Source organism: Ruminococcus albus 7 = DSM 20455 (assembly GCF_000179635.2).
In the GTDB taxonomy this organism is placed as follows: domain Bacteria; phylum Bacillota; class Clostridia; order Oscillospirales; family Ruminococcaceae; genus Hominimerdicola; species Hominimerdicola alba.
In genome coordinates, this window is the sequence record NC_014833.1 from 818,161 (window position 1) to 845,159 (window position 26,999).

The 26,999-nt window shown below is 39.7% G+C and carries 27 protein-coding genes and 3 pseudogenes; 12 read left to right on the plus strand and 18 right to left on the minus strand.

Annotation, left to right across the window (positions count from 1 at the left end):
• Nucleotides 1-127: 127 nt before the first annotated feature.
• Nucleotides 128-310 carry a hypothetical protein gene (locus tag RUMAL_RS22345; protein WP_242843400.1) on the minus strand — a complete coding sequence of 61 codons (183 nt, stop codon included), beginning with the start codon at nt 308-310 and terminating at the stop codon, nt 128-130.
• On the opposite strand from RUMAL_RS22345, the gene RUMAL_RS22905 reads away from it, so the two are divergent.
• The 5 genes from RUMAL_RS22905 to RUMAL_RS22670 all read left to right on the plus strand — a co-directional run bounded on the left by RUMAL_RS22905 (nt 234) and on the right by RUMAL_RS22670 (nt 4,531).
• Nucleotides 234-392 carry a helix-turn-helix domain-containing protein gene (locus tag RUMAL_RS22905; RefSeq protein ID WP_207640581.1) on the plus strand — a complete coding sequence of 53 codons (159 nt, stop codon included), beginning with the start codon at nt 234-236 and terminating at the stop codon, nt 390-392. The genes RUMAL_RS22345 and RUMAL_RS22905 overlap by 77 nt on opposite strands.
• 456 nt (nt 393-848) lie before the next feature.
• Nucleotides 849-1,331, plus strand: coding sequence for an HD domain-containing protein (locus tag RUMAL_RS03690; RefSeq protein ID WP_013497451.1), 483 nt, complete (start codon nt 849-851; stop codon nt 1,329-1,331).
• 35 nt (nt 1,332-1,366) lie between these two features.
• Nucleotides 1,367-2,683 carry an ATP-binding protein gene (locus tag RUMAL_RS03695; protein ID WP_013497452.1) on the plus strand — a complete coding sequence of 439 codons (1,317 nt, stop codon included), beginning with the start codon at nt 1,367-1,369 and terminating at the stop codon, nt 2,681-2,683.
• A gap of 354 nt (nt 2,684-3,037) precedes the next feature.
• Nucleotides 3,038-4,120, plus strand: coding sequence for an SMI1/KNR4 family protein (locus tag RUMAL_RS03700; protein WP_013497453.1), 1,083 nt, complete (start codon nt 3,038-3,040; stop codon nt 4,118-4,120).
• A gap of 285 nt (nt 4,121-4,405) precedes the next feature.
• Nucleotides 4,406-4,531, plus strand: a complete 126-nt coding sequence (locus tag RUMAL_RS22670) for a hypothetical protein (RefSeq protein WP_272868108.1) — start codon at nt 4,406-4,408, stop codon at nt 4,529-4,531.
• 200 nt (nt 4,532-4,731) lie between these two features.
• On the opposite strand, the gene RUMAL_RS03710 is transcribed toward RUMAL_RS22670, so the two are convergent.
• The 5 genes from RUMAL_RS03710 to RUMAL_RS22825 all read right to left on the minus strand — a co-directional run bounded on the left by RUMAL_RS03710 (nt 4,732) and on the right by RUMAL_RS22825 (nt 8,033).
• Nucleotides 4,732-5,643, minus strand: coding sequence for a hypothetical protein (locus RUMAL_RS03710; protein WP_013497454.1), 912 nt, complete (start codon nt 5,641-5,643; stop codon nt 4,732-4,734).
• A 33-nt stretch (nt 5,644-5,676) separates the two neighbouring features.
• Nucleotides 5,677-5,958: a hypothetical protein gene (locus tag RUMAL_RS03715; RefSeq protein WP_154662832.1), complete on the minus strand. Its 282-nt coding sequence runs from the start codon at nt 5,956-5,958 to the stop codon at nt 5,677-5,679.
• A gap of 62 nt (nt 5,959-6,020) precedes the next feature.
• Nucleotides 6,021-6,269, minus strand: coding sequence for a hypothetical protein (locus RUMAL_RS03720; protein WP_013497456.1), 249 nt, complete (start codon nt 6,267-6,269; stop codon nt 6,021-6,023).
• A gap of 582 nt (nt 6,270-6,851) precedes the next feature.
• On the minus strand, nt 6,852-7,454 hold the full coding sequence (locus RUMAL_RS22820; RefSeq protein WP_336470101.1) for an ATP-binding protein: 603 nt from the start codon (nt 7,452-7,454) through the stop codon (nt 6,852-6,854).
• A 117-nt stretch (nt 7,455-7,571) separates the two neighbouring features.
• Nucleotides 7,572-8,033, minus strand: coding sequence for an ATP-binding protein (locus tag RUMAL_RS22825; RefSeq protein ID WP_336470102.1), 462 nt, complete (start codon nt 8,031-8,033; stop codon nt 7,572-7,574).
• A gap of 303 nt (nt 8,034-8,336) precedes the next feature.
• On the opposite strand from RUMAL_RS22825, the gene RUMAL_RS03730 reads away from it, so the two are divergent.
• The 3 genes from RUMAL_RS03730 to RUMAL_RS03740 all read left to right on the plus strand — a co-directional run bounded on the left by RUMAL_RS03730 (nt 8,337) and on the right by RUMAL_RS03740 (nt 13,435).
• Complete coding sequence (locus RUMAL_RS03730) at nt 8,337-8,951, plus strand: hypothetical protein (protein WP_013497457.1); 615 nt, start codon at nt 8,337-8,339, stop codon at nt 8,949-8,951.
• A 436-nt stretch (nt 8,952-9,387) separates the two neighbouring features.
• Nucleotides 9,388-12,207 carry a leucine-rich repeat protein gene (locus RUMAL_RS03735; protein WP_013497458.1) on the plus strand — a complete coding sequence of 940 codons (2,820 nt, stop codon included), beginning with the start codon at nt 9,388-9,390 and terminating at the stop codon, nt 12,205-12,207.
• Between the two features lie 352 nt (nt 12,208-12,559).
• A complete protein-coding gene (locus RUMAL_RS03740; RefSeq protein ID WP_013497459.1) occupies nt 12,560-13,435 on the plus strand; it encodes a PRD domain-containing protein in 876 nt (291 codons plus the stop codon).
• 615 nt (nt 13,436-14,050) lie between these two features.
• On the opposite strand, the gene RUMAL_RS03745 is transcribed toward RUMAL_RS03740, so the two are convergent.
• The 7 genes and pseudogenes from RUMAL_RS03745 to RUMAL_RS03780 all read right to left on the minus strand — a co-directional run bounded on the left by RUMAL_RS03745 (nt 14,051) and on the right by RUMAL_RS03780 (nt 20,210).
• On the minus strand, nt 14,051-15,547 hold the full coding sequence (locus RUMAL_RS03745; protein WP_013497460.1) for a hypothetical protein: 1,497 nt from the start codon (nt 15,545-15,547) through the stop codon (nt 14,051-14,053).
• Between the two features lie 572 nt (nt 15,548-16,119).
• Nucleotides 16,120-16,695: pseudogene (locus RUMAL_RS03755) on the minus strand (sugar O-acetyltransferase).
• Nucleotides 16,692-17,819, minus strand: coding sequence for an MBL fold metallo-hydrolase (locus RUMAL_RS03760; RefSeq protein WP_013497461.1), 1,128 nt, complete (start codon nt 17,817-17,819; stop codon nt 16,692-16,694). Before RUMAL_RS03760 ends, RUMAL_RS03755 begins: the two are co-directional and overlap by 4 nt.
• Complete coding sequence (locus RUMAL_RS03765) at nt 17,820-18,362, minus strand: flavodoxin family protein (protein ID WP_013497462.1); 543 nt, start codon at nt 18,360-18,362, stop codon at nt 17,820-17,822. It lies immediately after the preceding gene.
• Nucleotides 18,363-18,372: 10 nt separating this feature from the next.
• Entirely contained in the window at nt 18,373-19,371 is a 999-nt protein-coding gene (locus RUMAL_RS03770) for an alpha/beta hydrolase (protein WP_013497463.1), read from the minus strand.
• Between the two features lie 16 nt (nt 19,372-19,387).
• On the minus strand, nt 19,388-19,978 hold the full coding sequence (locus RUMAL_RS22230) for a cyclophilin-like fold protein (protein ID WP_013497464.1): 591 nt from the start codon (nt 19,976-19,978) through the stop codon (nt 19,388-19,390).
• A 10-nt stretch (nt 19,979-19,988) separates the two neighbouring features.
• Nucleotides 19,989-20,210 (minus strand): hypothetical protein, encoded by a 222-nt coding sequence (locus tag RUMAL_RS03780; protein WP_013497465.1) that lies wholly within the window; start codon nt 20,208-20,210, stop codon nt 19,989-19,991.
• Between the two features lie 135 nt (nt 20,211-20,345).
• Here RUMAL_RS03780 and RUMAL_RS03785 point away from each other — a divergent pair, with 135 nt between their 5' ends.
• Complete coding sequence (locus RUMAL_RS03785) at nt 20,346-21,239, plus strand: LysR family transcriptional regulator (protein ID WP_013497466.1); 894 nt, start codon at nt 20,346-20,348, stop codon at nt 21,237-21,239.
• Nucleotides 21,240-21,834: 595 nt separating this feature from the next.
• On the opposite strand, the gene RUMAL_RS21195 is transcribed toward RUMAL_RS03785, so the two are convergent.
• The gene (locus RUMAL_RS21195) at nt 21,835-22,743 is read right to left on the minus strand and encodes a leucine-rich repeat domain-containing protein (protein ID WP_013497467.1); all 909 of its coding nucleotides are present in this window, start codon (nt 22,741-22,743) and stop codon (nt 21,835-21,837) included.
• Between the two features lie 66 nt (nt 22,744-22,809).
• Between RUMAL_RS21195 and RUMAL_RS03795 the strand changes: the two genes are divergently transcribed.
• A complete protein-coding gene (locus tag RUMAL_RS03795; protein ID WP_013483548.1) occupies nt 22,810-23,685 on the plus strand; it encodes an IS1595 family transposase in 876 nt (291 codons plus the stop codon).
• A 2-nt stretch (nt 23,686-23,687) separates the two neighbouring features.
• Here the strand turns inward: RUMAL_RS03795 and RUMAL_RS03800 are convergent, their stop codons facing one another.
• The 4 genes and pseudogenes from RUMAL_RS03800 to RUMAL_RS03815 form a co-directional block, all read right to left on the minus strand.
• Nucleotides 23,688-24,041 (minus strand): hypothetical protein, encoded by a 354-nt coding sequence (locus tag RUMAL_RS03800; RefSeq protein ID WP_013497468.1) that lies wholly within the window; start codon nt 24,039-24,041, stop codon nt 23,688-23,690.
• Between the two features lie 123 nt (nt 24,042-24,164).
• Nucleotides 24,165-25,457: a leucine-rich repeat domain-containing protein gene (locus RUMAL_RS20525; protein WP_013497469.1), complete on the minus strand. Its 1,293-nt coding sequence runs from the start codon at nt 25,455-25,457 to the stop codon at nt 24,165-24,167.
• A 186-nt stretch (nt 25,458-25,643) separates the two neighbouring features.
• A pseudogene (locus RUMAL_RS03810) lies at nt 25,644-25,886 on the minus strand (BspA family leucine-rich repeat surface protein); the annotation flags it as partial.
• A gap of 103 nt (nt 25,887-25,989) precedes the next feature.
• Nucleotides 25,990-26,151, minus strand: coding sequence for a hypothetical protein (locus RUMAL_RS03815; RefSeq protein WP_242837775.1), 162 nt, complete (start codon nt 26,149-26,151; stop codon nt 25,990-25,992).
• A gap of 324 nt (nt 26,152-26,475) precedes the next feature.
• On the opposite strand from RUMAL_RS03815, the pseudogene RUMAL_RS22355 reads away from it, so the two are divergent.
• Together RUMAL_RS22355 and RUMAL_RS03825 are read left to right on the plus strand one after the other, a co-directional pair.
• Nucleotides 26,476-26,580, plus strand: a pseudogene (locus tag RUMAL_RS22355) (DUF6075 family protein); the annotation flags it as partial.
• Between the two features lie 113 nt (nt 26,581-26,693).
• Nucleotides 26,694-26,981 (plus strand): hypothetical protein, encoded by a 288-nt coding sequence (locus RUMAL_RS03825; RefSeq protein WP_154662906.1) that lies wholly within the window; start codon nt 26,694-26,696, stop codon nt 26,979-26,981.
• Nucleotides 26,982-26,999 lie beyond the last annotated feature (18 nt).

Genomic DNA, 26,999 nt, shown 5'->3' on the forward strand with positions numbered 1-26,999 from the left:
AATTCTAAAAGATATAAGTTTATGAAAATTGCTCCCTATGTAGGCACTGCTCCCGAAGTTTTATCTCCGGGAGCAGTTTTACTATGATAAATTTTGATATTGCAGGGATATGCCGTTATTTTACGATCTATTCTATCACATAGGTGTGTTCGTCGGCTTCGCTGTCATAATTTATCCCAACAAGTATGATCTCGCCGAAATAGTCCTCAAGCACCGAATGATAATGCTTGTTTTTGATCTGTTCGATAGCTGCATTACTGCACGTCAGCAAGCAGAAACTAGCATCAATAATAAAATCGGGTGAGCTCAAAGTTATAGAGCTTGGTCCGAGATCAAGGAGAATACCGAAATCTAGTTTTGAAGAGTATATAAAGAATAAAACTACAAGATAGAATACGGAGCAAATAATTAATCATTTGATAAGTTTGTGCATTACAGTGCAAAAACTTGACAAAAATATTTTTTTATGCTATGATAATACTATTGAAAGACGATATGCAGTAAGGCTATGGAAGCGAACGGTATACTGTACCGTGCCGATTATGACCAACTTAGAAATAAGATCGAAAGACTGAGCAAAAAAAATATCAGCCCGCAAGGAGAACCTTGAGGACTGTAAGCAGAAACATGATGTATACTTAGATTTAGCGAATACTTTCTTTCTATGAAATATCTGATAAGTACTACTTGGAAAAGCTTGAACAGTAAGAAAGGGAGCGTAAAGAGAGAAAGGCTAAAAAGCGAAGGAAATCGCTGTAACGTCTTCCGCAGTGGTAGAAATCCGCAGCGGTTTGTGGTATAATGGTATTTATAAGATACATCCAATATTTTGAAAGTGAGCTGTTAACATGGAACGTCAATACACGCAAATAGACCAAGTCCGTGCTCTGATCGACACTATCATCAAAGCGATAGAGGACGAAGAAACAAAGCGCTGTGCGTATGTGCATCTGTATGGTGTCGGGCTTATGGCAGCTATGATTGCCCTGAAAAGAGGTCATTCGCGAAGGACAGCCGAGCTTGCGGAGATCGCCGGTATGCTGCACGATTTGCTGAAATATCACGACCCCACGATCGCCGATCATGCACACGAGGGCGCGGAATTTGCACGAAGGCAGGTGCTTGACAAGTTGGACTGTCTTACCGAAGAGGAAAAGCAGCTTGTGTACGACGGGATATATAATCACAGCGACAAGCATATCAAGAGTACTCCATTTGATGAGATCATCAAGGACGCCGATGTGCTGCAACACTCCCTGCGCAATCCTTGCGAGGACTATTATTATTTTGACAGCAGGATGCAACAGCTGCTTGATGAAATAATAGATTGATACCGAGACCTCTTAATCGGAAGGAGGACAGCGACATGATAGAAAACAAAGAACTCAGGAACAGACCGCAGTATATTGATAAGTTAATAGGCTTTCAGGATACCGAACCTGTAAAGGTAGTAACAGGAATACGCCGATGTGGAAAGTCCAGTCTATTAAAGCTGATGGTCAGGCACTTGCTTGATGAGGGCAAGTCTGAAGAGCAGATAATACAGATGAACTTTGAGTCCTACGACTTCAAGAACATGACAGCGGACGATATTTACAGCTACGTTAAAGAGCGTGTTGTTCAGGGCAAAAGGATGTATCTGTTCTTTGATGAGCTTCAAAGGGTGGATAAGTGGGAAGATGCGGTCAATGCTTTTCGTGTGGATATGGACTGCGATATCTACATCACTGGCTCAAATGCCTATCTGCTGTCCTCCGAGTATTCGACTTATCTTTCGGGAAGATGTGTCGAAATTAAGATGCTCCCGCTGTCGTTTGCGGAGTTTACGGATTTCTATGGTTTTGAAGTAAGAAAAGTCAAAAGTGCTTTGGGCGGCACACGAAAGCTCGCATACGATAAGAATGGTCAGCAGTATGATCTGCGTGAGATATTTGATGCGTATATGCGCTTTGGTGGAATGCCGGGCATCGCAGATACAGGGCTGGATCAGGACAAAGCACTTGCTTTGCTTGACGGCATATATTCTACGGTAATTATAAGGGATATCCTTGAACGTGAAAAGCGCAGAGGTCAGAAAAGTATAACTGATGCTGCACTGCTACGCAAGATAATAATGTTCCTTGCAGACAATATCGGCAGCAGTGTTTCGGTATCGTCTATCGGAAATACACTCGTGAATGAGGGTCTGCTGAATGATGAAAAAAGAAAAGGCAAGCCAAGCGCACATACAGTTTCGGCTTATGTGAACGCCTTGACAGAAAGCTATTTCTTCTATGAGATAAAGCGCTTTGATATCAAAGGCAAGGAGTATCTGCGTACTCTCGGCAAGTATTATATCGTAGATATCGGTCTGCGGAATTACCTGCTGGGCTTCCGTGACAGAGATACAGGTCATGCATTGGAAAACATTGTTTATTTTGAACTTATGCGAAGAGGCTATGATGTGGCTATCGGTAAGATAGACAATGCGGAGGTAGATTTTATAGCTACCAAAGCTGACGACAAGCTGTATGTTCAGGTCACTGAGTCAATGACAAGCGAAACGGTCAGAAACAGGGAACTTGCTCCTCTGATGAAGATAAGGGACAACTACGAGAAGATAATACTCTCGCTGGATACAGGACTTGAAAACTCATTTGAAGGCATAAAGTCATTGAATGTACTGGAATGGCTTCTGAAATGATAACGCTAAATGCGATAAATACGATACGACCAAAACAACGGTCGTATCGTATTTTTTGCTTATCATATTAAGAAGCTGCATACACTTCCCGGGGGTAAGGATATCCGGAACTTTCTCCGATGTGTGTAGATCGGGCTGTACCTCTCGGCGCTTGATCTGCTCACGATCGGAGTTATGAATGAAATGTTCACGAAAAAGGAAAATGACTAATACGATGGCTGGTCGGAGATCGCCGGACAAGCGGATTATGATGCGTTCTGATTGACTTTTTCTTCCTGCTGTGCTATAATCATGATGTTGGAGAGACAATGATTTTTCTTTGAAATCATCACGCAAAAATGGGAGCGCTGTTTTATGAGCAAATATAATACAAATGATCCAGAAGCTGTCGAAATCAGAAAAAAGATAGAAAAACTTATTTCTTTAAATCCCGACATAGAAATATATGATATTATTTCTATTGAAGAAGTAAAAAGATTTGAAGCTGAAAATGATATTAAACTACCGAATGATTACGTTTGGTTTATTACGAATGTCGGAAATGGCGGTAAATGGTATGGTGGAGAATATCAGTTTTATCCATTAGAAAAAACTTATTTTTCTTACGAAGGCTTGCCCGATTATAAAACAGGAAGAGAAAAGTATTCCATTGATATATTAAGTACAGGATGTAGCTATTCAAAAGGCATTATTTTAAGGGGCGAACATTACGGTGAAATTTCGTCTGACGGTGACGGACTTGCATTTTATCATCCAATTTCGCTTCATGGATTTAAGGAATTTTATCTCAAATGGTTAGAAGAAGCTTGTTTAGGGTATAACAATTTGTTTTTTGATAGTAGACTTTATGGAACAATAGAGGAACATCTTGAACAATATATAAGTAATCCCGATTTAGAATTATTGTGGAGCATATTTTATAAAGTGAATAAACAATGTGCCACAAAGCAGTTTATTTCAGATCTTTACACTGTTTTTGTTTCTGAAACTGATAATGACAATAAGGTAATGCTTGCAAGGATATTGATTAAATCAGGCTATGAAGATACTTTTTCTGTTTTAAGTACAATATTTTCTCCACAAAATTATGAAACCATTGTGTGGGAACTTCATAGTTCTATATGTTATTTCAAAAAATGGTTATATGCAGAGGGTGTAATGGAGGATGCACCCAAGTACTATGACATGCTTGTTGAAATCATGAAATACTATGAAACTGCTAAGGAACGTAAACACTTTGACCATTGCTTAAATATGACAATTATGAATCCCAAATTCAATGAAAATGATATCCTTGGTATTCTTACTTCTGACGACGAAGAAATAGTGAAACATCTGGCAAACTCTGTCTTTCAAAACAATATTTTGAATCGTGTTGGAAAGTACATTGACGCGGCAAAAATAAAGTATGAGAAGATGAACGAAAACAAGGGATAGTTATGTAACTATAATTTAGAAAATTAAGCTAATACTAACTTAGCACTTGCTACGGCAGGTGCTTTTTTCATGCCCTCACGGATGAGGTGAAACCGCTTGGCAAACAGAATCAAGGGCATCACGGTGGAAATCGGCGGCGATACAACCAAGATGTCGAAGGCGCTATAAGGTGTAAATAAAAACATCAAGAACACGCAGATGCAGTTCAAGGATGTAAATAAGCTGCTGAAACTCGATCCGATCAATACTATAACTAAATTCACAGTATTTGTAAGGAGGGATATCATGAGTAAAAGTACCCACTGCCTGTATCATAATCAGCTTTCAGCATTTTTGTCTGATACTGAACAATCGATACTCGGTATTCTTTGTGACGGCTATCACGGTGCTGTTGTCTTTAAATATTTATAGTAATATGTTCAGAGAAAATCAAGACAGGCTGCGGTGCGTGAAGGAAGCGCAAGTTCCAAATAAGTCACATCGGAATTATGTAGCAAAAAGAAAAACTCGGTGGCAACGTATCCACGCTGTTTCCGAGCTTATGTTCTGTCAGTCCATGACTAAAAAAGATGACACATTAGTCTATATAAAGAGAATAAATACACTTTTATTCAGAAAAGATCCAGCATACTGTCAAGATAAATCTCTTCACGGACAGTGAGCCGATATTCGGGCTTTGTGAGATAATAAAGCAGAAATTCCAGAATGACAGCACTTCCCAGCCCTCTGCCCTCTATTTTGAAATTGGAAAAACCGAGGGGCAGATATGTGTTTATGATGTCATCTGTGCTGATAAATGCGGGATTTTTCATTGCCTTTGAAAAACGGTATCCCTCTTCGGCACCGGGGGCTTTACAGATGTGATCTTCACAGCTTTCTCCGAGATTTTTACGGCTGACATTTTCGTAGCACGCTTTTCTGTCCTTACAGTAAAATGAGCAGCATTCATTGCACAGAAATTCGACCTTATCTTTCAGTACCTGCGGGAGCGCAGCAAGCTTATCATACTGCTTATTGAGCCTGAAATCGGGAACGACATATTTAAACTCACTCCGCTTCGTTTCACTTAAAAACTCATCGAAATCGGTCTGCACCTTTGTAGTCGATGAAACGAAATAAAGCTCAGGATAAATATTTTTGATATGTTCAAGCAAAAGCTCGGAGTGTATTATCACACCGTTCCGTACGCCTTTGCTTGCGGCGAAAAGCTCACACAGCGCATTGCATTTCCTGTCGGTCAGATGTTCGGGTCTTAAAAGCGAATTGCTGAAAGTGAGCCTGGAAGAAATGCCGTATTCTTTCATAAGTGCGAGTACATCTTCAGCTTTACATTCACCTGCCCCGACACGTCCGCCGCCCCAGATACAATCTGCGGGAGCACCATAGACAGATGCTATCTCAAATCGATCGTAGAAATATTCCCGATGCTCACGGTACAGCGGCAGAAACACACTGTACAGGTCATAGAACTCAAACAGCCCGGGAAGATGAAAATAAGCTATATTTTTTTCAGTGTTTTTCATATGTTATCATACCTCTGAACGATGTCTGAAACGTCATGGCAGGTCGAATACGACCTTTGCAGGCACGCATAGCGAAGCGATCGTGTACGCATAGTCAGGACCGTATGAGGCCTCCATTCGTGACACACTGAAGTACACCGTTGCGTACGGCACCTTTTGGAATGACTGCATACCGACTGTATCAGCACCGGGGAAATAAATATCCGTTATGCCGTTGCCCGAATTCCATACGTCGCCTCCGAATGCATGGTCAAACACATACTCTCGACCATGCGTAACATCTTTAGGCATTGAAAATAAAGTATTTATATCCATATTTATATTATACTATATGTGCGGCAGAGTGTCAAGAAATGCCGCCTAACTCATGACTAAAGTCACGAGCGTGCGGCGGCAAAATCGTCAAAAGGTACGGTGACTTTTAGTATACGCCTTTCTCCGATTATCGGTACCTGATCTGTGTGTATCCATTTTCTTTTATCGGGTGGCAGACACAATTCTTCCTTTGCACATTCCATCCATGCCAGTTTATATCCTATATTATGAATACCTGCACCTTCGATCAGATGACGGTTCCGATCATCATTCGTTATACGGCTTTTACAGCAAGAGCATAATAAATTCACTATATCATCTCCTCTTCGGTTATATCAGCCATGGCTACTATGCTTAATATACCATAATTGTGATCAATAGAAACCTCGCATTAAAAATCGCTCCCTGCGCATTACACACAGAGAGTTGCATCATTTTATAAACTTGCTGAAAAAGCATATTTAATTATCATTTGGTTCTCCTCGTCTTTTGATCATATCTTCGTATGGATTGAGTATAAATTTCTCAATTTTTTCTGTATCAAGCTCGAATATGCTCCTTAGCTTCTTTGAGCCTGATCTCGATCGAGCTTATCATCCAACCTCGACTTCTGCTTCCTTACCGAAAAAAGCGATTGCTATCTTAATAATATCTGTTACACCTTTATCTCTCATTTCGGTACCGTTTGCATAATACAACTCTTGAAAGCCTTGCTGACGTCCCCGCTCATACTCCACGATTCTTTAGATACAACCGTCCCTGTTACGGGAACACAGTTTTCCGGAATATGAACCAGCTGCCGTCAGAACAACGATATATCATTGAGTTATCTTTCTCACGATACCATTCTTCAAATACTTTGATATGCCAGTAGTCAACTTCATGTTGAGTGCCTATTTTGTAAGGAAATCCACCACATTAATAATCTTGATCCCCTCTTCATCCATCGGGAGTTCGTCCATAGTGACGATGTATTTGGGGTAATTATCATGGATCCTCTTCAATGGAGCGATCTCTCTTGCAAAGATTTCTTCACTCAAAACTGTTGCTGCCACTTGATAGTATGCTTTTTCGCCGTCTTTTTCTGCAACAAAATCTATCGCCAGCTCTCCAAGCTTACCGACACTGACGTGATATCCTTTTCTGGTCAGTTCGAGATAAACGATGTTTTCAAGAATGTGACTAATATCCCGATTTCGGTTGCCAATAAGCAGATTGCGAAGCCCGACATCAACAATGTAGTATTTTTCAAGAGATTTTAAATGCTGCTTCCCTTGTACATCGTATCTTCCTACTTTATATAGGATAAAAGCTTCACACAACGCGGTGACATAGTTTTCAGCGGTCAGGGATGTTGTTTTTCGACCGAGTAAGGTTAAACTATCTGCAATTTTTTTAGAGGAAACTATATTACCAACATTATCAAACAGGAATTTGACAATGCTTTCCAGAAGTTCAATGTCATTGATTCTTCTCCTTGCAGCTACGTCCTTCAATAAAACAGTGTGATAGATTCCGTTAAGATAATCTCGGCGGATTTCTTCATCTTCTATCTGTGAAGCATACGGAAACCCACCGCTTGTGAAGTATTTTTTCCAAGCACTTCTGACATCTCAGCCAACCAATTCTGCATACTCTGAGAATGATAGTGGCAGCATCGGTACTTCCACATATCTTCCGGATAAAAGTGTTGCAAGTTCACCTGATAACATATGTGCATTGGAACCAGTGATATAGATATCCACATTGTCTTTTAGGAACAGTGAGTCCACAACTTTCTGGAAGTCTGAAACTGCTTGAATTTCATCTAAGAAAATGTATGTTTTTCTGTCATCAAGCAGCCTTTCCGTTATATATTGATGCAATGCATGGTATTCCAATAAATAATCGAATGAGATGTCCTCAAAATTGATCGAAATAATTTGTTCCTCAACGACTCCGCTTTCCAGAAGATATCGTTCAAATTGTTTCAGAAGCGTTGACTTTCCGCATCTGCGAACGCCGGTAACAACCTTAATGATTTTTTTGTCTCTCAAGCGAATCAGCCTGTCAAGATATTGTTTGCGCAGAACCATTGTATCATCCCCTTGGTTTAAGTATACCACAAAAACATTGTTTTGATCAAGAGTTTTTTAAGTGTATTTAAAAAACTTTATAATGAATATGATTGTTTGTGGATTTCCTTCAGTATGTTTTTGGGTCCATGGTGGGATATGTAGAGAAAAATAATACAAAACATATTGAATAAATACTACGCGATCAACGTGTGTCACGCGTGACACATAGTAAAAAGCACGCAGAAATCAAACACAATTAGACTTCGTCTTGATATCTTCAAGCATTCTCTGGGCTTTACATCTCTTAATGCCCCCGATCTGATGAGATATGTAGAGGATACTGTATATTCAGATCTGGTTGAACAGTTAGGCAGTGATGACTATTTTGTAGAGAACGTTGAAGCGGTCTACATATCCAAGGAGTACCTTGATGAATTAGCTTATAATTCACAGGAGAATATCTATTTCGGATATAAGTATTCAGAACTTGAAGAGGCTTTTCAAGGAGATAAATTTATATTCACATTCGGTGAAAACGGTCAGAAAGATGTTGTGCCTTTTGAGAAATACGATGGCACTTACGATACCGTTATACGTAATGTCGCTGTTGGTACAGGTGTTATATTGCTTTGCGTGACTGTATTAGTAGTTTCAGCAGGTGCCGGTGCGCCAGCGGTAAGTATGATATTTGCAGCTTCTGCAAAATCCGCAACAACATTTGCGCTTTCGTCAGGTGTTATCAGCGGAGTATCTGCGGGTGTTGTTGAAGGAATACAAACTCACGATTTTGATAAGGCGATAAAATCTGCTGCCCTTGAAGGTAGCGAAGGTTTTAAATGGGGTGCGATCGAGGGCGCTATTATCGGAGGCGTAAATGAAGCTCAAGATGTTTCAGCGTTAAATGGTGCTGATGTAACTGAATATATCTGTATATAAAAACGGAGCGTTACCATAGCGGTGCTGTTTTTGTTAAACGCATCGAACGGAATAATTATTTTGCACTATTTTGTTCATAGACGAATGTATAATTGGGCTTGCAGATATAGTTAAATATAATACTTTGTTTTAAGTAAGCAATAAAGTCGTGGTTCAATTTGGGCTAGAATTTATTGATTATTAATTAAATTTAAAAAAGTGCTTGCTATTCGTAAGATCATATGCTATAATATAGGCAATTCATTTTTATGGTGTGTTACCAATAAGGGCATTAACCAACTTTATACGATACGCTCTCTGCGTTTTGTATGGGGTTGGTTTTTTATTTGCATGAAAACGTACATCGCCATTGGAATGATCACAAACAGTTCGGAAAAAATGCGCATTATTTTTCTGTCGATTTATTTGGTTTATTTTAGGAAACGAGGTTTCAAAAATGACAAACAGCAAAAAGGTTATCTCATTCATTATGTCATTAGTAGCTTTGGCGGCAACACCTAGATTTGCAGGCATAAATGCATCAGCCGAAAAGTATAAATATGATGGCAGAAACGGCGCATATCAGAGAGTTGATTTTTATTATAACCACAGCACTGACTACAATAGAACTATCGAATGCGATATTAACAACGATGGTGATACAGACTACTATGATGTAAAATTACTTGAAGAAACAGTCAACAGATTCGGCTATGACGGCAATTTGGCTAAGAATAACAAGATATCTGTTGATTCACTTATCAGCGGTACTGATACACAAAAATTTGAAAAAACACTCTCTCAGGCTTATGATCTTTTGAAATACGATCGCAATGATAACGGCAGGTCGGAAGATTTCTATAAAAAATTTGATGTCAACGGTGATAATTTTATCGACAGCAATGATATTATAAAGCTGCTTGAATTCGTTCAGAAGGATTATCACTTTGTTGTAAATACAGGTGAATTCTCAGCAGTTTTATTCGGAACAAATGATAATTTGAAAACTGAGGCAAGACTTGTAGTTCCTGCTGAAATAGTATTTCACAAAGACGGCAAAAGTGTTATTCTTCCAGTAATGGAAATAGACAAGGAGACTTTCCAAAATTATCATCAGCTTAATAAGATCGAGATACCTGACTATATCCAGCCATTCACCAACCATTACTATTTTGATGAAAACGGAAATCTTAGTGACAAAAAACTTCTTGACACAAATGGAAAGGTCACTGCAAGCACATATCTCAGAATAGACGATAATGCTTTTGCAAACTGCGAAAATTTGGCCAATGTTTCACTCCCTCAGAATGTCAGACTTTCAAATAAGAATGTATTCAGCGGAAGTGATAATTTCCTTGATCAGCATCTCTATAAGGATACAAGCAACGGCGCTGTTGTGCTTTACGATCATGTTGACGGTGTAAGCGGCGATGAATCAAAATACGGCGACAAAACTACAGCAATTCTTGTGGAGCTTGGAAACAGCATAAGTTATGACGGTACACTTGACATTGCTGGTATCAATGCTGATACAAGAGTATATCAGGATAATTACGAGAAAAAGATTACCCCTGTAAAAGTTAATGTCGTAAACAAATTAGATCAGTTTGTAAAAGATAATAAGGCTGTTACTGATATTAAGGACATTAAACTTCCTGATGATGTTTACCTTGAAGAAAGTGTTTTTTCAAAATGCGTAAATTGCGAAAAAATAAACGGAAATGAATACACCAAGCTTGTAGAAAATAGCGCTGAAAATAAAGAAGTACTTGATACCATATCAAGATACCTCTCATCATTTGACGGCACGCTATTCATTATGGGTGCTGTTGATGCAAAGGCAAATGAAATAATCAAAAGCTTTGAACTTGATGATAACTGTACTTCATTTGACAAGGTCAAGGCTGTTGCAAAATATGTTGTACAGAAAAATAAATATCGTCAGTACAATGATACTACCGCGAATATCAACGATTACTTTGATAGCAACGATACTATCTATCCTTCTTTGAAGAATGAATATAACACAAGCGATCAGGACAGAGAAAGCATCTATAAGATGGCTACTCCATTCTTTGGAAAGACTACAACCTGCGGTTCATTCTCTTTCCTCGGCAGTGTTCTGCTTGACAAACTCGGTGTTGATAATTTCTCACTCGGAATTGGCTACAGCAGTATGGTAGAAAATAAAAAAACACATCAAGTCGAAGAGATTGTTGCAGCTTGGGGACATTCAACTATAAACTATTACAACAATGAAACCAAGAGATGGTATAATCTAGATCTTTCAATTCTGAGTGGATTTACTTCTACATCAGATGCAGACATCATCAATGTTATTGATAGTATTAAATTTGATGTAATAACAGGTAAGCCAAGCTCAGATTATAAGCTTAATAAAAAGAATGAGGTCATTAAAGGTCTGTGCGGTACTGCATACAGAACTGTAAGAAATACCACAGCAGGCTCAAACAACAGCGATGTTAATCTTGCTGTAAACTCATGCTTCGGATATTTCACAGAATCATCAGCAAAGCGTCAGATGACCGATGATTATTCATATGTAAAGGTAGTCGGTACAGAAAATTATCCTGAGAAAATGAAGGTCGAACTATTTTCAATAAAAGATAAAAATAATGAAAATAAGTGGATCAATGTTAATGAACTTGAAAAGCTTCTCAGACTGTCTGAAACACTTGAAGTAGTTAATATACATGAGTTCTATAATCTTGGTGATGTAAACTACGATAAGAGATTCAATTCAGCAGATATTGATATGATAAATGAATATCTGTCTGGCAATAATGATTTTTCCATCTTACAGAAAAATCTCGCTTCTATCGACTATGATAACAATAAAGTAATCAATGAAGATGATATTGATGCGCTTGAAAATCTGATCCAAAAGAAGATTCATGTAGTTCAGGAAGATACTGGCCTCAGACCTGAAAGTTTCAAGAAGTACGATATTGACGGCGACAGTGATCTTGATGAAGATGATATTGATGACTTGAAAATGTATATCAATTATTATGATACTGAAGAAGGTGTAAAGCAGGAAGAAACAGGTCTTAGACCTGAAAGCTTTAATAAATACGATATTGACGCTAACGGAATACTTAATTCTGAAGATATATATGATCTTGAAGCATATATCAGTAAATATGTTTTACTTGGTGATGAAGTCTATAAAATAGAAAATTTCAGTGACTTTAATGGTGACGGATATGTTGATTCAAACGATGTTGCTATACTGAGGGCCGCATTTAATAGTTAATCAAACAGTCTGATAAAGAATAGTAATAAATAAAACTCCTGTGAATTTTTCGCAGGAGTTTTTTATATAGACTAAATTAACAAAAAAATACAGCCATAGAATAAAATAAACTTAAATGTTTTTCTTTGAAAATACTTGAATTTCTTAAAATATTTTGATACAATAAATATACAAATAAATAATATGGTGTGTTACTGTTTAATACAGGCATTAGCCAACTTTATAATGTACAGTGTTTTCACGTCGTTATAAGGCTGGCATTTTTTTGGGTAATATTTAAGGTAACACAGCAAGACCATCAGCTAACACTTTTTTAAGGTGTTGCTTTAGCGCTTGAATGAGGAGAAATGAAATGGAAATACTAAGGGTAATTAACAACAGCAATGTGTGTGTTCTTGATGAATATGGAAAAGAACAGATCGTATCTGGAAAAGGTATCGGGTTCAAAAAGAAAGCAGGCGATACAGTATGCAAGGAAGATATTCAAAAAACATATCTTGTCACTGATTCGGATATGCAGCGGCGTATGATACAGATATTGCAGGAGATTCCGGAGGTTTACATAAAGTTTACGGATTCACTTGTGGAATATATCAGAGAAAGATTAGACCGTAAATTAAATGAATCACTAGTAATAACGCTTGCTGCCCACATTTGCTTTTCAATAAAGCGTAAAAGAAATGGTGTTGATATGATAAATCCACTGCTTGATACGTTCAAACGCTGTTACCCTAAGGAGTTAGAGCTTGGAAATTATTGCCTTGAACAAATAGAAAAAAAGTTTCACATCAGCTTTATCCCTGATGAAGCCGGGTTTATTGCAATGCATATAATAAACGCCCGGTGTGACAACGATTATAATGAGAAATATAAAATAACAAAGCTTATAGGTGGATGTATCAAAATAACAGAAACGAGATTTCCTAATATAAATAAATGCACCGATTCTTACGAATATTTTACTGATTATCTCAAATATATTGCAAAACGTATTTATTCGGGCAAAGATATTACTTCTGTCTTTACACACAATAAGGATCTTATAAAAAGCGTAAACAATAATCATTCACTCGAATACAAGTGTTCAGAAGATATCCGAAAATACATTCTTGAAACAACAGGATACGACATAATGTCGGAAGGAACAGCATTGATGACCGTTCACATTGCAAGAATAACTGCTGAAGCAGACGGATCTCAAGGAGAAAATCAAACATTTACAGCATGAAAGTCATGCAGATATAGGAAAAGCATTTGGATATGTTTAAGTGGCAGGAGACTGTTATTTGACGATTTTGCCGCCTAACTCATGACTAAAGTCACGAGCGTGCGGCGGCAAAATCGTCAAGAAGAATGATGCGGATAATTATACATCAAATATAAAATATCTTTTTGTGATCATTATTCCAAAGCATTAAGCTCGTAAACACGGAAAAAAACGGCCGTGCTTACGAGCTTTTTGAGTGTATGAATCCGACTGAAGTCTAATAGAGAGATGCTAATTATGCTCTGTAACCTGGTAAAAAAATTGATTACACAGTCCTATCCTATTAATGGATGGGGCTGTGTTTTTTATATGACAAAGTCCTATCATGCCTATCATCATTTATACCGACGGCATGATATCCGCTTGATTTCAGCGAGTCAGGTTTTTGTGTTTTAGGCTACGCTAATGCTATTCGCAACCTTTATTTGTAAAACGTAAACATACTTGGTGACTGTTTTCGTTTATCAATCAGATAAAGAGATATTCTGTCAGAATGAACATTGGAAGGATGTTCCGATACATGAAAAAGCACAGACACACGTCGAGTCGAGTGTCTGTGCTTTGCTGATTTCGTTGTTAATCAAGCTTGAAAGAAAAAGAATTTGCTACCTTACGTAGATAATCATCGCCGAAGTTCTTTGTAAGGAAATTTTTAAAGTCATTAATTTCGTTAGTATATATAATGCCGTAATACTTACCGTTTGTGAGAAGATATAGTGTACGGAAAGAATTAACAAACATTAAATAGTTCTCATCATACAGAGAATAATTCGTTCCCAGCAATTCGTTGACGGCTTTTGCGACACGCTTATTCTCAGTGGTTTTGCAGTTATAGTCAGTTTTAGCCGCAAAATACTCTTCCAACTTTTCCCATCCAGTTTGATTGCCGTATTTTTTATTTGCAAGAACGCCCATTTTTTGCATAAATTGATACCTTAAATCCGAAGAATGAAGATTATCCGTGATTGTATTATAAGGGTAGGAATATGACGCAGATGAACCGTCTGGTTCATAGTATACACTAGTTTGCCTGAGATTATCACAATTTTGCATTGCAGTCAGACCTCTTAAGTTGGTAACATAGTCATCCCACAAACCATTTGCGACAAAATTATAGTGATCATTGAAGTGCGATGAAGATTTACAGCAATAGCAGTGCGAGATCTCATGGATCAGACCCCAGACGAGTTCATTTTTATCTGATCTCAGACGTTTCAGATCATAGTCAGTAAATTCAGCGTTTGTAACTGCGATTGCATTCCGTGAACTTTGATCAGAATGAATATACGCAGTTTCAGAAGCACGTAACCCTACATCAGGTACATCATATGCAACAAAAAGCTGATCACGTTTGACACCAGTCATTTGACTCAGCGAGTTTGCAAGCAAGCAAAGTCTCTTGCCCCAAGCTTCAATATTCTTATATGGAACAGAACTGTCATTTCTCAGGCTGATAATAACATCTTCGCCGGGAGAGTCAACCGTGTAGATCGTGTATGAAATGCCGTTATTCATTGGAGACATATCTGCATAAACGCAGGACAAGGTGCCCATAAAATTAATCTTATCCAGATTGAACGAAAACTTGCTCCCATAAGACATGAGTTCATAAGTAAGTTCGTAGCATTTTCTTCCGTTTACCATTCCGTAGTAACTGACCTGCGGATTGGAGAATGCACGGGAAAAACCCGTTTTTCCTTCATAGGAGAAAGTTGCATTCAAATCAATATTCGTCAGGCGATCAAGAATATCACTTGGGCTCTCAGTACCGGTCACACGGATAGTAATTTTCCGTCTGTCGAGAATCGGAAGATAGTTCTCGGAATTCTTAGTTTGAATAACGTTGTCGCTTACCACCATAGAAAAACTTGCACCAGTATTATAGTAGCTTCTGGAAGAAACCTTGATCTGGCTTTCATCAATATTCAAAGCTCCGTTATTATTAGTATCGGTAATAAAATCTATTGATGCCGCTGAAGCGGTTACAGGCGGTTTAATTGCTGCAACAGTGGTGCAAAGTACAACCGAAGCAAGCAACGCACTAGTTGTTTTTATTATTGGTAATTTAATCATAAATAATGTTCCTCTTTATAAAATAGTTTGATATATTGCAATATACGGTTGTATTATACCATGATGACGAGAATTTGTCAATATATTTTTATATTATCGTACTATACACTTCTGTTTTTAATTATAACTGCAATAAATCATCCGTCGTAGGTATGCATTGTTCAAGGAAGGATGATATTTTACAATCTGACTATACCTTTACCACACCACTTAAAATGCGGTTCGACAAGAATATTTTCTTTCTGTATATCTGCATAGCATTTTTAACTGATACGAGCCGCCAATTATCTATATTATAATCTTCCGGAAGGGGAGTGGGATCATCAAATTCATCGAGTAAAGCTTCTTTATTAGGCTTGGTAGCATCTTTTGGTAGTCCAATTCTCACATGACATCCAAAAATAATGATATTATGTTGTATCTCGTAAACAAATATACTTTGATCTGAGCATTATAGACGGAAATGTATACCCTGCTTTGGGATTTGATGGTTCTATGCGACCGAATCTTTTATCCATTTGGCAAGATAGATTTTAAGAAAATGCCTCCTAACTCATGACTAAAGTCACGAGTTAGAAGGCAAAGTCGTCAAATATACTCCGTATAACCTTAGCCGGAGAGCCGACAGCTATCATATTTTCGGGAATATCCTTTGTCACAACCGAGCCTGCGCCAATCACAGCGTTATCACCGATAGTAACTCCCGGAAGAACGGTCGAGTTAGAGCCTATCCACACGTTCTTGCCTATATGTATCGGCTTTGGTATCAGGTCGTGGCGTTCTTCGGGGAGCAAACCGTGATTCAGAGTTGCAAGTACCGTGTTGTGACCGATCAGCGCACCGTCACAGATGTAAATGCCGCCCTGATCCTGAAACTTACACCCTGAATTGATGAATACGCCCCTTCCGAGATGAATATTCTTTCCGCAGTCGGTAAAGAACGGTGGGAACAGCCCGACCTCAACAGGCTCACCGATCAGCTCCGACATAAGCGCATTTATCTCATCGGGCGTATGATAACGGCTGTTGATCTCCATTGTTATGCGGATAGCCTCCTGACTGAGACGATGCATGGTCTGATGAACTCCGCACTACGCCGTGACTTGCTTGCCGCTGTTCATATATTCAAGAAATTCCGATGTCGTCATCTGTATTCCTCCCACCAATGCTCATTGAATGATGCTATATCATCATAGCTCACGGTCTGTCCTATCCTCGGTGTCGCAAGGTTCACGCCCTGCTCGTCTGCCGCATTTACGGCTCTCTGCGGCGGTTCGTCCCAGGCGTGATTTGAAAGCGAATATGCACCCCAGTGAACGGGTATCAGCCATTTCGCATGAGCGTCCTTTGCCGCCCGCACCGTTTCCTCGGGGAACATATGCGTAGTCGCCCAGCCCTTGTCATACTGTCCCGAATCGGCAAGCATAAGATCGGGGGCGCCCAATTTGTCATACACCTGTTCAAACAGATCGTAATATCCCGTATCGCCCGTGTAATAGAAACTATGATAGCCGTCCTTAATGTAAAGACCGCCCCATAACGTCGCATTGTTTTTCAGCGGATTTCTTCCGGTATAGTGTTCCGCAGGTGTAACGGTGTATGAAATGCCGTCAAGCTTGATATTCTCCCACCAGTACAGAGGGTGCAGCTTGCTTTCGTCAATGCCCCAGCCTTTCAGTATCACATCAATGCCGAGAGGAACGATATAATTGCTTACCTTGCTGTCAATTGCTTTGATCGTATCATAGTCAAGGTGATCATAATGGTCATGAGAGATAAACAACACATCTATTTCGGGAACACCGTCGGTATCGAGAGCGTATTCAGCAAACCGTGCCGGACCTGCAAAGCCGACGGGTGAAGTCCTGTCGCTCATCACGGGATCAATTAGGATATTCTTATCACCCATTTGCAGCAGAGAAGAAGAATGACCGAGCCATGTGATCTTCATTTCTCCCTCTCTTGCACGCTCTGCGGTGTCTGGTGTTTCGGCGGGCAGTTTGTTTTCGGGAACAGTCCTGTCACTCTTTGGCGATGCTTCATCCGTCATAACTTCAAAATCAAGTTCGTTATGGAACTGCTTTTCATAGTACAGATCGGTCTTTGCTCCGTATACTTTCTGCTTTTTCTTATCAGGTGTATCTCCTATCGTCGGATAGAATTCAAGGAAAAGCAGACCTATGATAAGTATCAGAATAATAACGATAACAATGATCAGCAGTACTTTTCCGCATATTTTCAGTATCTTCACAGGATCACACCCTTCGGTCATTTATATGCTCTTTCCTAACTCATAAGCAGCCATTAAGTATGTTTGATTTGCTTCCGCATCGGCAGGATCGGAAAGCCCTCCGCCGGATAGCACCTTGACGAGCTTTGCTTTCTCAAAGCAGTCAACCCAGCCCTGCATACCGCCTTTGGCAGTCTGATAAACTTCATCGCCGTCCTCGGCAGAAGCGGTTATCAAATATACCTCTCTGAACTTGTAGTCCGACGGATAAAGCGGATTGCAGCGGTCAAGCAATGTCTTGAGCTGACCGCACAGCTCGTAGTAGTATATCGGATTTGCGAAGATCAGCACATCTGCATTGCCAACTTTCTCACATATCTCCGAAGCATCGTCCTTGATAACGCACTTCATTGTTTTCTGACAGGCAAGACAGCCCTTGCAGAAATTCAGCGTTTTATCTTTCAGAGAAATAAATTCAACATCGTGTCCTGCGTCCTGCGCACCCTTTGCCGCCTGCTTTGCAAGCATTTCAGAATTGCTGTTATTACGCAGGCTTGATGATATTACAAGTACCTTTTTAGCCATAATCTGCTCCTTATTTCAGAAATTCACGGTAAAACGTCACGATCTTGTCAAACGGGATAGAGTCCTTACCGCCGCCATCATAAAGGTCGGTATGAACAGCATCGGGAATAATCATAAGCTCCTTGTTTTCGGTGTATTTGCTGTTCTTTGTCATAGCGGCGTAAGCGTCTTTACTGAAATAGCAGGAGTGAGCTTTTTCGCCGTGGATAAGAAGAACCGCACTTCTGATCTCGTTGCTGTAAGTATTGATAGGCTGATTCATGAACGACATACAGCCGATCACATTCCAGCCGCCGTTGGAATTGAGCGAACGTGGGTGATATGCTCTGCCCTTGTAGTATTCGCTATAATCCTTTACAAAGAACGGCATATCTTCGGGAACAGGCAGGGGCAGACAACCACCGCCGAGAATATATTCTCCACTCTGATAGTCCTTGATACGCTGGGCATTGAGAGCGACTTTCTTTTCATACCGCTTCTCCTCACTGTCCTCGGAATCGAAATAGCCATTAGCATTCACACGAGCCATATCGTACATCGTAACTGCAACTGTTGCCTTGATACGGGTATCGAGAGCTGCCGTATTGATCGCCATACCGCCCCAGCCACAGATACCACATATTCCGATACGGTCTGCATCAACATTTCCCTGCACAGACAGGAAGTCAACAGTCGCCTGAAAGTCCTCGGTGTTGATGTCGGGAGAAGCCATATAACGAGGCTGACCCCCGCTTTCACCAGTAAAGGAAGGATCAAAAGCGATAGTCAGGAAGCCACGCTCCGCAAGTGTCTGAGCATACAGACCGCTGCACTGCTCCTTGACTGCACCGAAAGGTCCGCTGACAGCGATCGCAGGTAGCTTACCTTCGGCATTCTTCGGAATATACATATCGGCTGCGAGGGTGATACCGTAGCGGTTGTGGAATGTCACTTTCTTGTGGTCTACTTTGTCGGACTGCGGAAAAGTCTTGTCCCATTCCTGCGTTAAAGTCAACATTTCGTTATTCATAGTGATACCTCCGTTTTTAATATGATAGTGTTACGGTGATATTTCCCTCACCGAACAGTTTTGCCAGTTCATCGCTTGTGATATTGTCGATATGTCCGAGCTTCGTGTAACTCCATGAATTTGAGTTATAAAAGATAGTCATCTGATTGCCCTGATAGAGCATAATATCTCCCGCTTTGGTCACGATACTCTCATCTGTTTTTGTGAGCGTCCACGGCAGCTTGCCGACCTTTTCAAAACCGCCGTATTCATTCAGCGTAACAGTTGCAGGTTCCGCTTCCAGCTTTTCTGCAAGCTCTTTTGCGGCGGTGCTGTCGGCAAGTGTAGCTGTAAGCTCCGTACCTTTGACGGATATTTTCAGCTTCATGTCTTCAGTTCCTTTGTTTATAACAACAGATCTCGGCGTTTCTTCTGATGCCGAAAAAGCAATTGTTTCTTCGGAGACAGCTTTATCATCTTTTGTATCGGATATTGTAGTTGCTTCCGGTTTCTGTTCTTGCTGTGCGGACGTTGCTTGTTGTGATATGCTGTTGCTTTCTGTACTCCCGCAAGCTGAAAACAATGTCATACAGCTGAGTAATGTTATGACCGATAACAACTTTTTCATAAAGCACCTCCTACGATCTTTCCAGTGTGTGGGTGAAATAATCAAGGCAGTCGATACGGGCATTATACTTATGAACACTGTCCAAAAGTGAGAGCCTGTGCTTTGTCAGCAGCCTGTTTAGCTCTGCGTACCTGTTCTGCTCGATCAGGCTGATACACTCGGCAATCTCTGATTCGTTCATTCCTGCATCAGTCAAATTACGCCGTATCTTGAAAATATCCTGCTTTGCCATAATCTTCACCCCCTGTGATTATATTCTATCACAGAACAGCAGAAATAGCAAATACTTTATAAGCAAATCAAGATATGCTTGACAGGCATATCACGAAATGATATAATAAAGCCATACGGATAAGGAGGCATGGCTATGGAAATTCGTGTATTGCGCTATTTTCTCACGATCGCAAGAGAAGGAAGCATCACATCGGCTGCGGAACAACTGCATATCACTCAGCCTACGCTGTCACGGCAAATCAAAGATTTGGAGGACGAGCTGGGACAGAAGCTGTTTCATCGAAGCAGTCACAGCATGAAACTCACGCAGGAGGGCTTTATTTTACGTCAGAGAGCCGAGGAGATCGTTGCTATGGTGGACAAGACCTCAGCGGAGTTTTTGTCAATGGATAAGCCGCTTGCAGGAGATATTTACATCGGCGGCGGTGAAACGCTTGCTGTCAGCCTGATAGCTGACCTGATAGCAGAGCTGAGAAAAGAATATCCTGATATTCGCTATCATCTTTACAGCGGCAATGAAGCCGATGTTACAGAACATCTTGACAGAGGACTGCTTGACTTCGGTATCCTCGTTCAGCCTGCCGACCTGACAAAGTACGATTGTATACATCTGCCTGCGGAGGATATATGGGGAGTTGTTATGCGAAAAGATGCTCCGCTCGCTCGAAAGAAGAAGATCACAAGAGCTGATCTGCTTGATTTGCCGCTTATCATGTCCCGTCAGGTCTTAGTCACAAAAAGCAAGGGCAACGATTTCATAGACTGGTTCGGTGAGGACTTCGACAAGCTGAACATCGTTACCACATTCAATCTGATGTATAACGCAGCTCTCATGGTCAAGGCAGGTGTAGGCTATGCAGTCAGCATAGACGGCATTGTTAACACCGACAGTGAAAGCGACCTTTGTTTCCGTCCGCTTATGCCCAAAATGACTTCGGGACTTGACCTGATATGGAAGAAGTATCAGGCTTTTTCTCCTGCGGCAGAGATGTTTCTGGATAGATTACAGGAAAGGTTCATAGGTTAAGATATATAAAAATACAATTCTAAAGAAAGGGATATGTTATTATTCCTGAACTTCCTTCATCAACGCCACGCCGTCCTTGAAACCTGCCTTGTACGTAGCCCTTATTCTGGTATTGTAAATCTCATCCATCATTTTTCATATTCTTGCTTTAAGAAACTTGATATTCAAATTGAAGAAAATGAAAAAAGAAATGATTTTATGCCTACAGTATTAAATTAATAATGCCCTTACCGGATTTTGGGGTAAGGGCATTATTGCTTAGTAAATCCCTGACAGCATTTTTTGCAGTCGGGGATTTGTGTTTTGAAATATCAGATTCAACTCATCTATTCGCTCAGCCTTGAGGAGGAGAGCATTTATGCAGATAAGACCGACTGCTTTCACAATCGTTCTCATCATACACTCTTTTATTGCACTATTTTTCGTTTACACAGAATTTGGGATTGACTCGCTGTAACCTCACTTAGACACGATAGCTGTCTGATGAGGACGGTTATCGTGTTCAGCTGCTAAGGTTAATCAAAATTATTCTTTGATTTCTTGGGATACAACATAATCCCAAGGGCGTTAAGTCTTTTTTAAGTTATTCAGTTCATCACTTTATAGTAATAGTAACAGCGTTTTTAATAGCGTTAGCAATGTCCCACTTGCCGTTGACTTTAACTGCAACAGCCAATTGATATGTCCTGCCGGGTGTAAGATTCTTGGGAGATGTGAAGACAGTAACATCAGCAGGGATATCAGAAGTCCACACTCTCCACTTGCCTGCTAAATATACAGCTATACCATACTTTTCAGCATTCACAACAGGATTCCAATTTAAACGTATCTGGTGATACTCTTCGCTTACTGCAGCTTTAACGAACATTTTCTTCGGATGAGGACAATTGGGTTCATCGATCAGCTTATACTTCAAGCCGTTTGCTTTTGCATATTTTTCAGCATATGAACCGCCGTAGCAGTTGATAGTTAAGTTCTTTAATGGCTTATATTCTCTTGCTTTGTTATCATAGTATGTAAATGCGTTTTTTCCTATGCTTGTTACACTTTCAGGTATTGTTATAATTTCAAGACCCTCACATAATACAAATGCACTATTATCAATAGTTTTCACACTATCGGGAATAACAACATTTTTCATACTTCTACAACCTGCAAAAGCGAACGCTCCTATATACTCTAAGTTTCCAGAAAATGAAATACTTTCAATACCAGCACAACCTGAAAACGTTCCTCTTTCAATACGCTCTACACCATCAGGTATAACAACACTCTTAATGTTTGCGCAACTCGAAAAAGCATTATCACCTATATTCTTCAAGCCCTTAGATAATGTAATACTTTTAAGGCTATCGCACCCCCAAAACGCCATTTCATTAATAAATTCAACGTCATCAGGTATAACGATATTTTTTATTTTACTACAACCTCCAAACGCATGCTCATCAATATATTTCATGGTTATCCCTTTAACACACCACAGATAATTTACAATGCTGTCCAAATAAACAGACCTCAAAAACCGGAAAATATAGTATAATAGTGACAGGAAACGAAAGGAGCTGTCGCTATGTCAAAAAGATTTCCGAAACCTGAGATCACACTTGATGGGATATACTCAAAGTTCGCAGATGAAAGCTTTTGCAAGGATTTTCTGCTTGATATCCGCTTTGAAAAGGGTTTTGCCTGCCCGTTTTGCGGTGGCTCTGAGTACCGCAGGATAAGGTCACGCCATCTGCTGCGCTGCAAGTTCTGTAAAGCAGATATATCCGCCACAAACGGAACTTTTATGCACAGAACACATATTCCGCTCAGACTGTGGATAGTCACCGCATTCCTCATTATGAGCAACAAATGCAGCGTTTCTGCTGTTACGCTGATGAGGTCTTTGGGGGTGACCTACAAGACTGCATGGTACATCCTTCACCGCATCAGAAAAGCTATGAAATGCCGTGAAGAACGTTATTTGCTGGACGGAATCGTTGAACTTGATGACACGTATCTCGGTGCTCCGACTCACGGTAAAAAGCGTGGCAGAGGAACTGAAAAAGTCAAGATGATAGTAGCTTTGTCAAAGAACGCAGCAGGAAATCCCGAGTACGTTAAAATGAGCGATGTGCCGAATTTAAAGGGCATAACTGTGGGTAGATTTGCCAGGGATAATATCCGCGCAGGCTCGAAGATCGAGAGTGATAATGCTCGAAGTTACAAGAAACCGCTGGCACAGAAATACTTCCATGTTTTTGAGACATATGATCCGACAAGCGGTCAGCTGAATTGGATGCATAAAGTTATATCAAACTTCAAAGCAATGATCATGGGAACTTACCACGGAAACGAAAAGATCCACACAGCGTTATATGCTGCCGAATACTGTTACAAATTCAACCGCCGAAAGCTCGGGAATAGTGCTTATTTACGGCTTTTAGCTGCTTTGGTGCAGTGATCTTACTTGTGGTGTGTTAAGGGGATAACCATTATATATTTTAATTTTTCCGGTAACGTAATTATTTCAATGCTATCACTATCAGAAAATGCATTGGCACATATAGCAGTAACATTGATCTCGGTACCATCATAACATTTTATCTGACTAGGAACCTCGACCTCTGTTTCAGAACCATAGTACTTTATAATGCCGATAGTACCGTCTTCCAGCATAGTATACTCATAATCGCCAAAAGTAAGTACTTCCGCACTTGACGAAATAACTGCATTGTCCACCACTACGTTAGGCAAAATTGCACCGCCGAATACTAATGTCAGCGACAGCAGACCTGCTACTATCTTCTTTTTGTTCATTATGTCCTCCTAAATATTGTTATAAAATCAAACGACACCCATCTTTCAACCTATACGACTAAATGTGTCGTTTGATGGCAATTGTCTGTCCTTTCGACATTATGTCAATTGACAGTTTTCACCTTATCTGGCAGTAAGGACAAATGATCTTCTGTCGATATCATAGGTATCCCATTTACCGTTGATTTTGGCACATATAACTATCTCATACTTATGACCGCGATACAGACTTGGCGACATATACTCATTAGAATCGGTATAAGCCTGAACTTTCCACTTGCCTGCGATCTTTACAGCAACGCCGTACTCTTCAGCATCAGAAACTCTTGTCCAGAACATACGGAATCGGCGTGAATTCAGATCATACTCCATTGATAACAGACTTGGATAATAGCCCCTTCCCTGGGCATCAGTGACCCTGAATTTAATGCCGTTATCCAGAGCATAATTCATCGCCTCAGATTTTTTGTGAACAGTAATTTTAAGTTTCGGCAACGGCTTATAGCAATCATTCTCGTAATCGTATTTATCAAATACATGGCTTCCTATTTCAACTACACTTGAAGGTATAACTGCACCTTGAAGTGCTGTACAGTTTCCAAACACACCATTACCCAATTCAGTTACTTTATCCGGTATAGTTATATCTTTAAGACTTGTGCATCCGCAAAAGATATTGCTTTCGATAGACTTTAAATTTTCTGATAAAACAACACTCTTTAATTCTGTACAATATTCAAATGCCGATGATTTCAAAGAAGTAACTTTGTCAGGTATAACTATCGATTTCAATGACGAGCAAAATCCGAATACTCTTTCATCGACAGTCTTTAGTTTTTTTGATAAAGTTATGCTTTCAAGAGATGAACAACCCAGAAAAGCTGCTTTTCCAATAGAAACAACTCTGTCAGGTATAACGATCTCTTTCAAAGCTTCACAATCGATGAATGCACCCTCACCGATAGTTTTCAAGTTATTCGATAAAGTTATATTTTCAAGATTATCGCAGTCAAAAAAGGCATAAACACCAATGGATGTCACGCTGTCAGGCAGATCGATATCTACAAGACCATTGCAATCAGCAAATGCTTGTTCTCCTATGATCTCCACACCATCGGGTATAATTATTTTTTCGATTTTTCTGCCATGAAATGCATCATCACAAATGGCAGTAACATATTCATCATTTATCTCCTCCGGTATCTCGACCACAGTATCACGACCCATGTATCCTGTTATACCGATAGTACCATCTTCAAGCACAGTGTAATAAAAATCACCGTATCTGAATTCCTCAGTTCTTTCCGCACTTGCAGATATAACTGTACTGCTGTTAACTGCCATATCAGGTACAGCTGCACCGCCAAATACGAATGTCAGCGCCAGCAGACCCGCCGTGATTTTCTTGTTATTCATTCCATTACCTCCTGATTTTCTAAACAGATAAAACAAACGACATAAGATATCCGCTTATCCATGAGCATATATGTGCTATCATCCGGATAAGTATGAAAAATTATGTCGTTCGATAATTATTATATATCTTTTTAAATTGTATGTCAACAGGTTGTTACAAATTACTTTACAGTAACCTGTTACATATTACTTAACAGTAACAGTCACAGCGTTCTTGATAGCGTTTGCAGTATCCCACTTGCCGTTTACTCTGGCTGCAATTGCAACTTTGTAAGTCTTGCCGGGAGTCAAACTCTTTGGAGTAGTATATGAAGTGCCAGTAATGTTCTTATCCTGAACCTTCCACTTGCCTGCCAGATAAACAGCTACGCCGTATCTATCAGCACCTTCGACCTTGTCCCATGTGAATCTTACCTGATGGTATTTTTTTCTTGCTATATTATTTTTAATTGAAAACAATAATTGCCAAAGTTTCTTTTATGTTCATAGTTAATTGAAAGGATATGTGGTAATAAACAGTGGGGGAGGGGAGTCAATCTTCTTTTTCAGCATCTGTTCCTAAGAAGACAGAACATAAGCTCAGCATAGGCTTCTTTCTGTATTTCTGTATAGCACTTCTGATAGAAACGAGCCGCCAATTATCTATATTATAATCTTCCGGAAGGGGAGTGGGGTCATCAAACTCATCCAGCATAGCTTCTTTATTAGGTTTGGTAGGTTCTTTCGGGATCGAAACCAGAACTTCGATTTCGTGAGGAAGATTTGTTTCATTTTAACCCAAGAGTCTGTCACATTAGCCAATGTGGTGGGCTCTTATTTTTTAGGAAACTCAAAGCAATTTTCTTTACCTGATGCAAACACTGCTTGATATATATTGCATGAAATCTGGATTTAGTTTTGTGCAAGTATCCAAAGCTCACTATAATGGTGGTAAAGTGCTTGATGCGTCACCAAGATGGTGGTATAATGTAATCAAGAAGAAGATGATGAAACCTATACGAATAAGGATGGATATAAAACGGAACTGCCGAGCAGCTATTATAATCCCGACCAGATTTTCAATAATAAGGAATATGCTACGTACTATTGGGAAGCTATTAAGATTCGTTTTGAAATAGTTTAAATTTTCGTCCGAAGTACTAACCTGGAATAAAGCTTAAAATAGAATAAATTCAGTAATTGTAAATGCAGAATATGAGAACGTCGTGACGATACATAAGGTGAAATAAACTTACTATGAGTGATATGAAAAACGTATATACCGGAGCCTTTGGCAAAGTGAATTCTCCCAAGGAACAGTATCAGATAATGAATGAAAACTACAGCAAAATATGCCTGGAATTTGCTGGAATATGCCGTAGATACCGACTTATGCTAGATGAAAAGTTCAAGGAGATAGTTAGGCTTAGAGATGAAGTGATAAAGCATCAAAATACTATCTCTGCGCAAAATCGGCAGATAAGAAATCTGCAAAAGGAAAATTCTAAGTTAAAGAAAGCATTGCAAAAACAAAAAAAGAAATAAACGGAAAATCATAAAAAA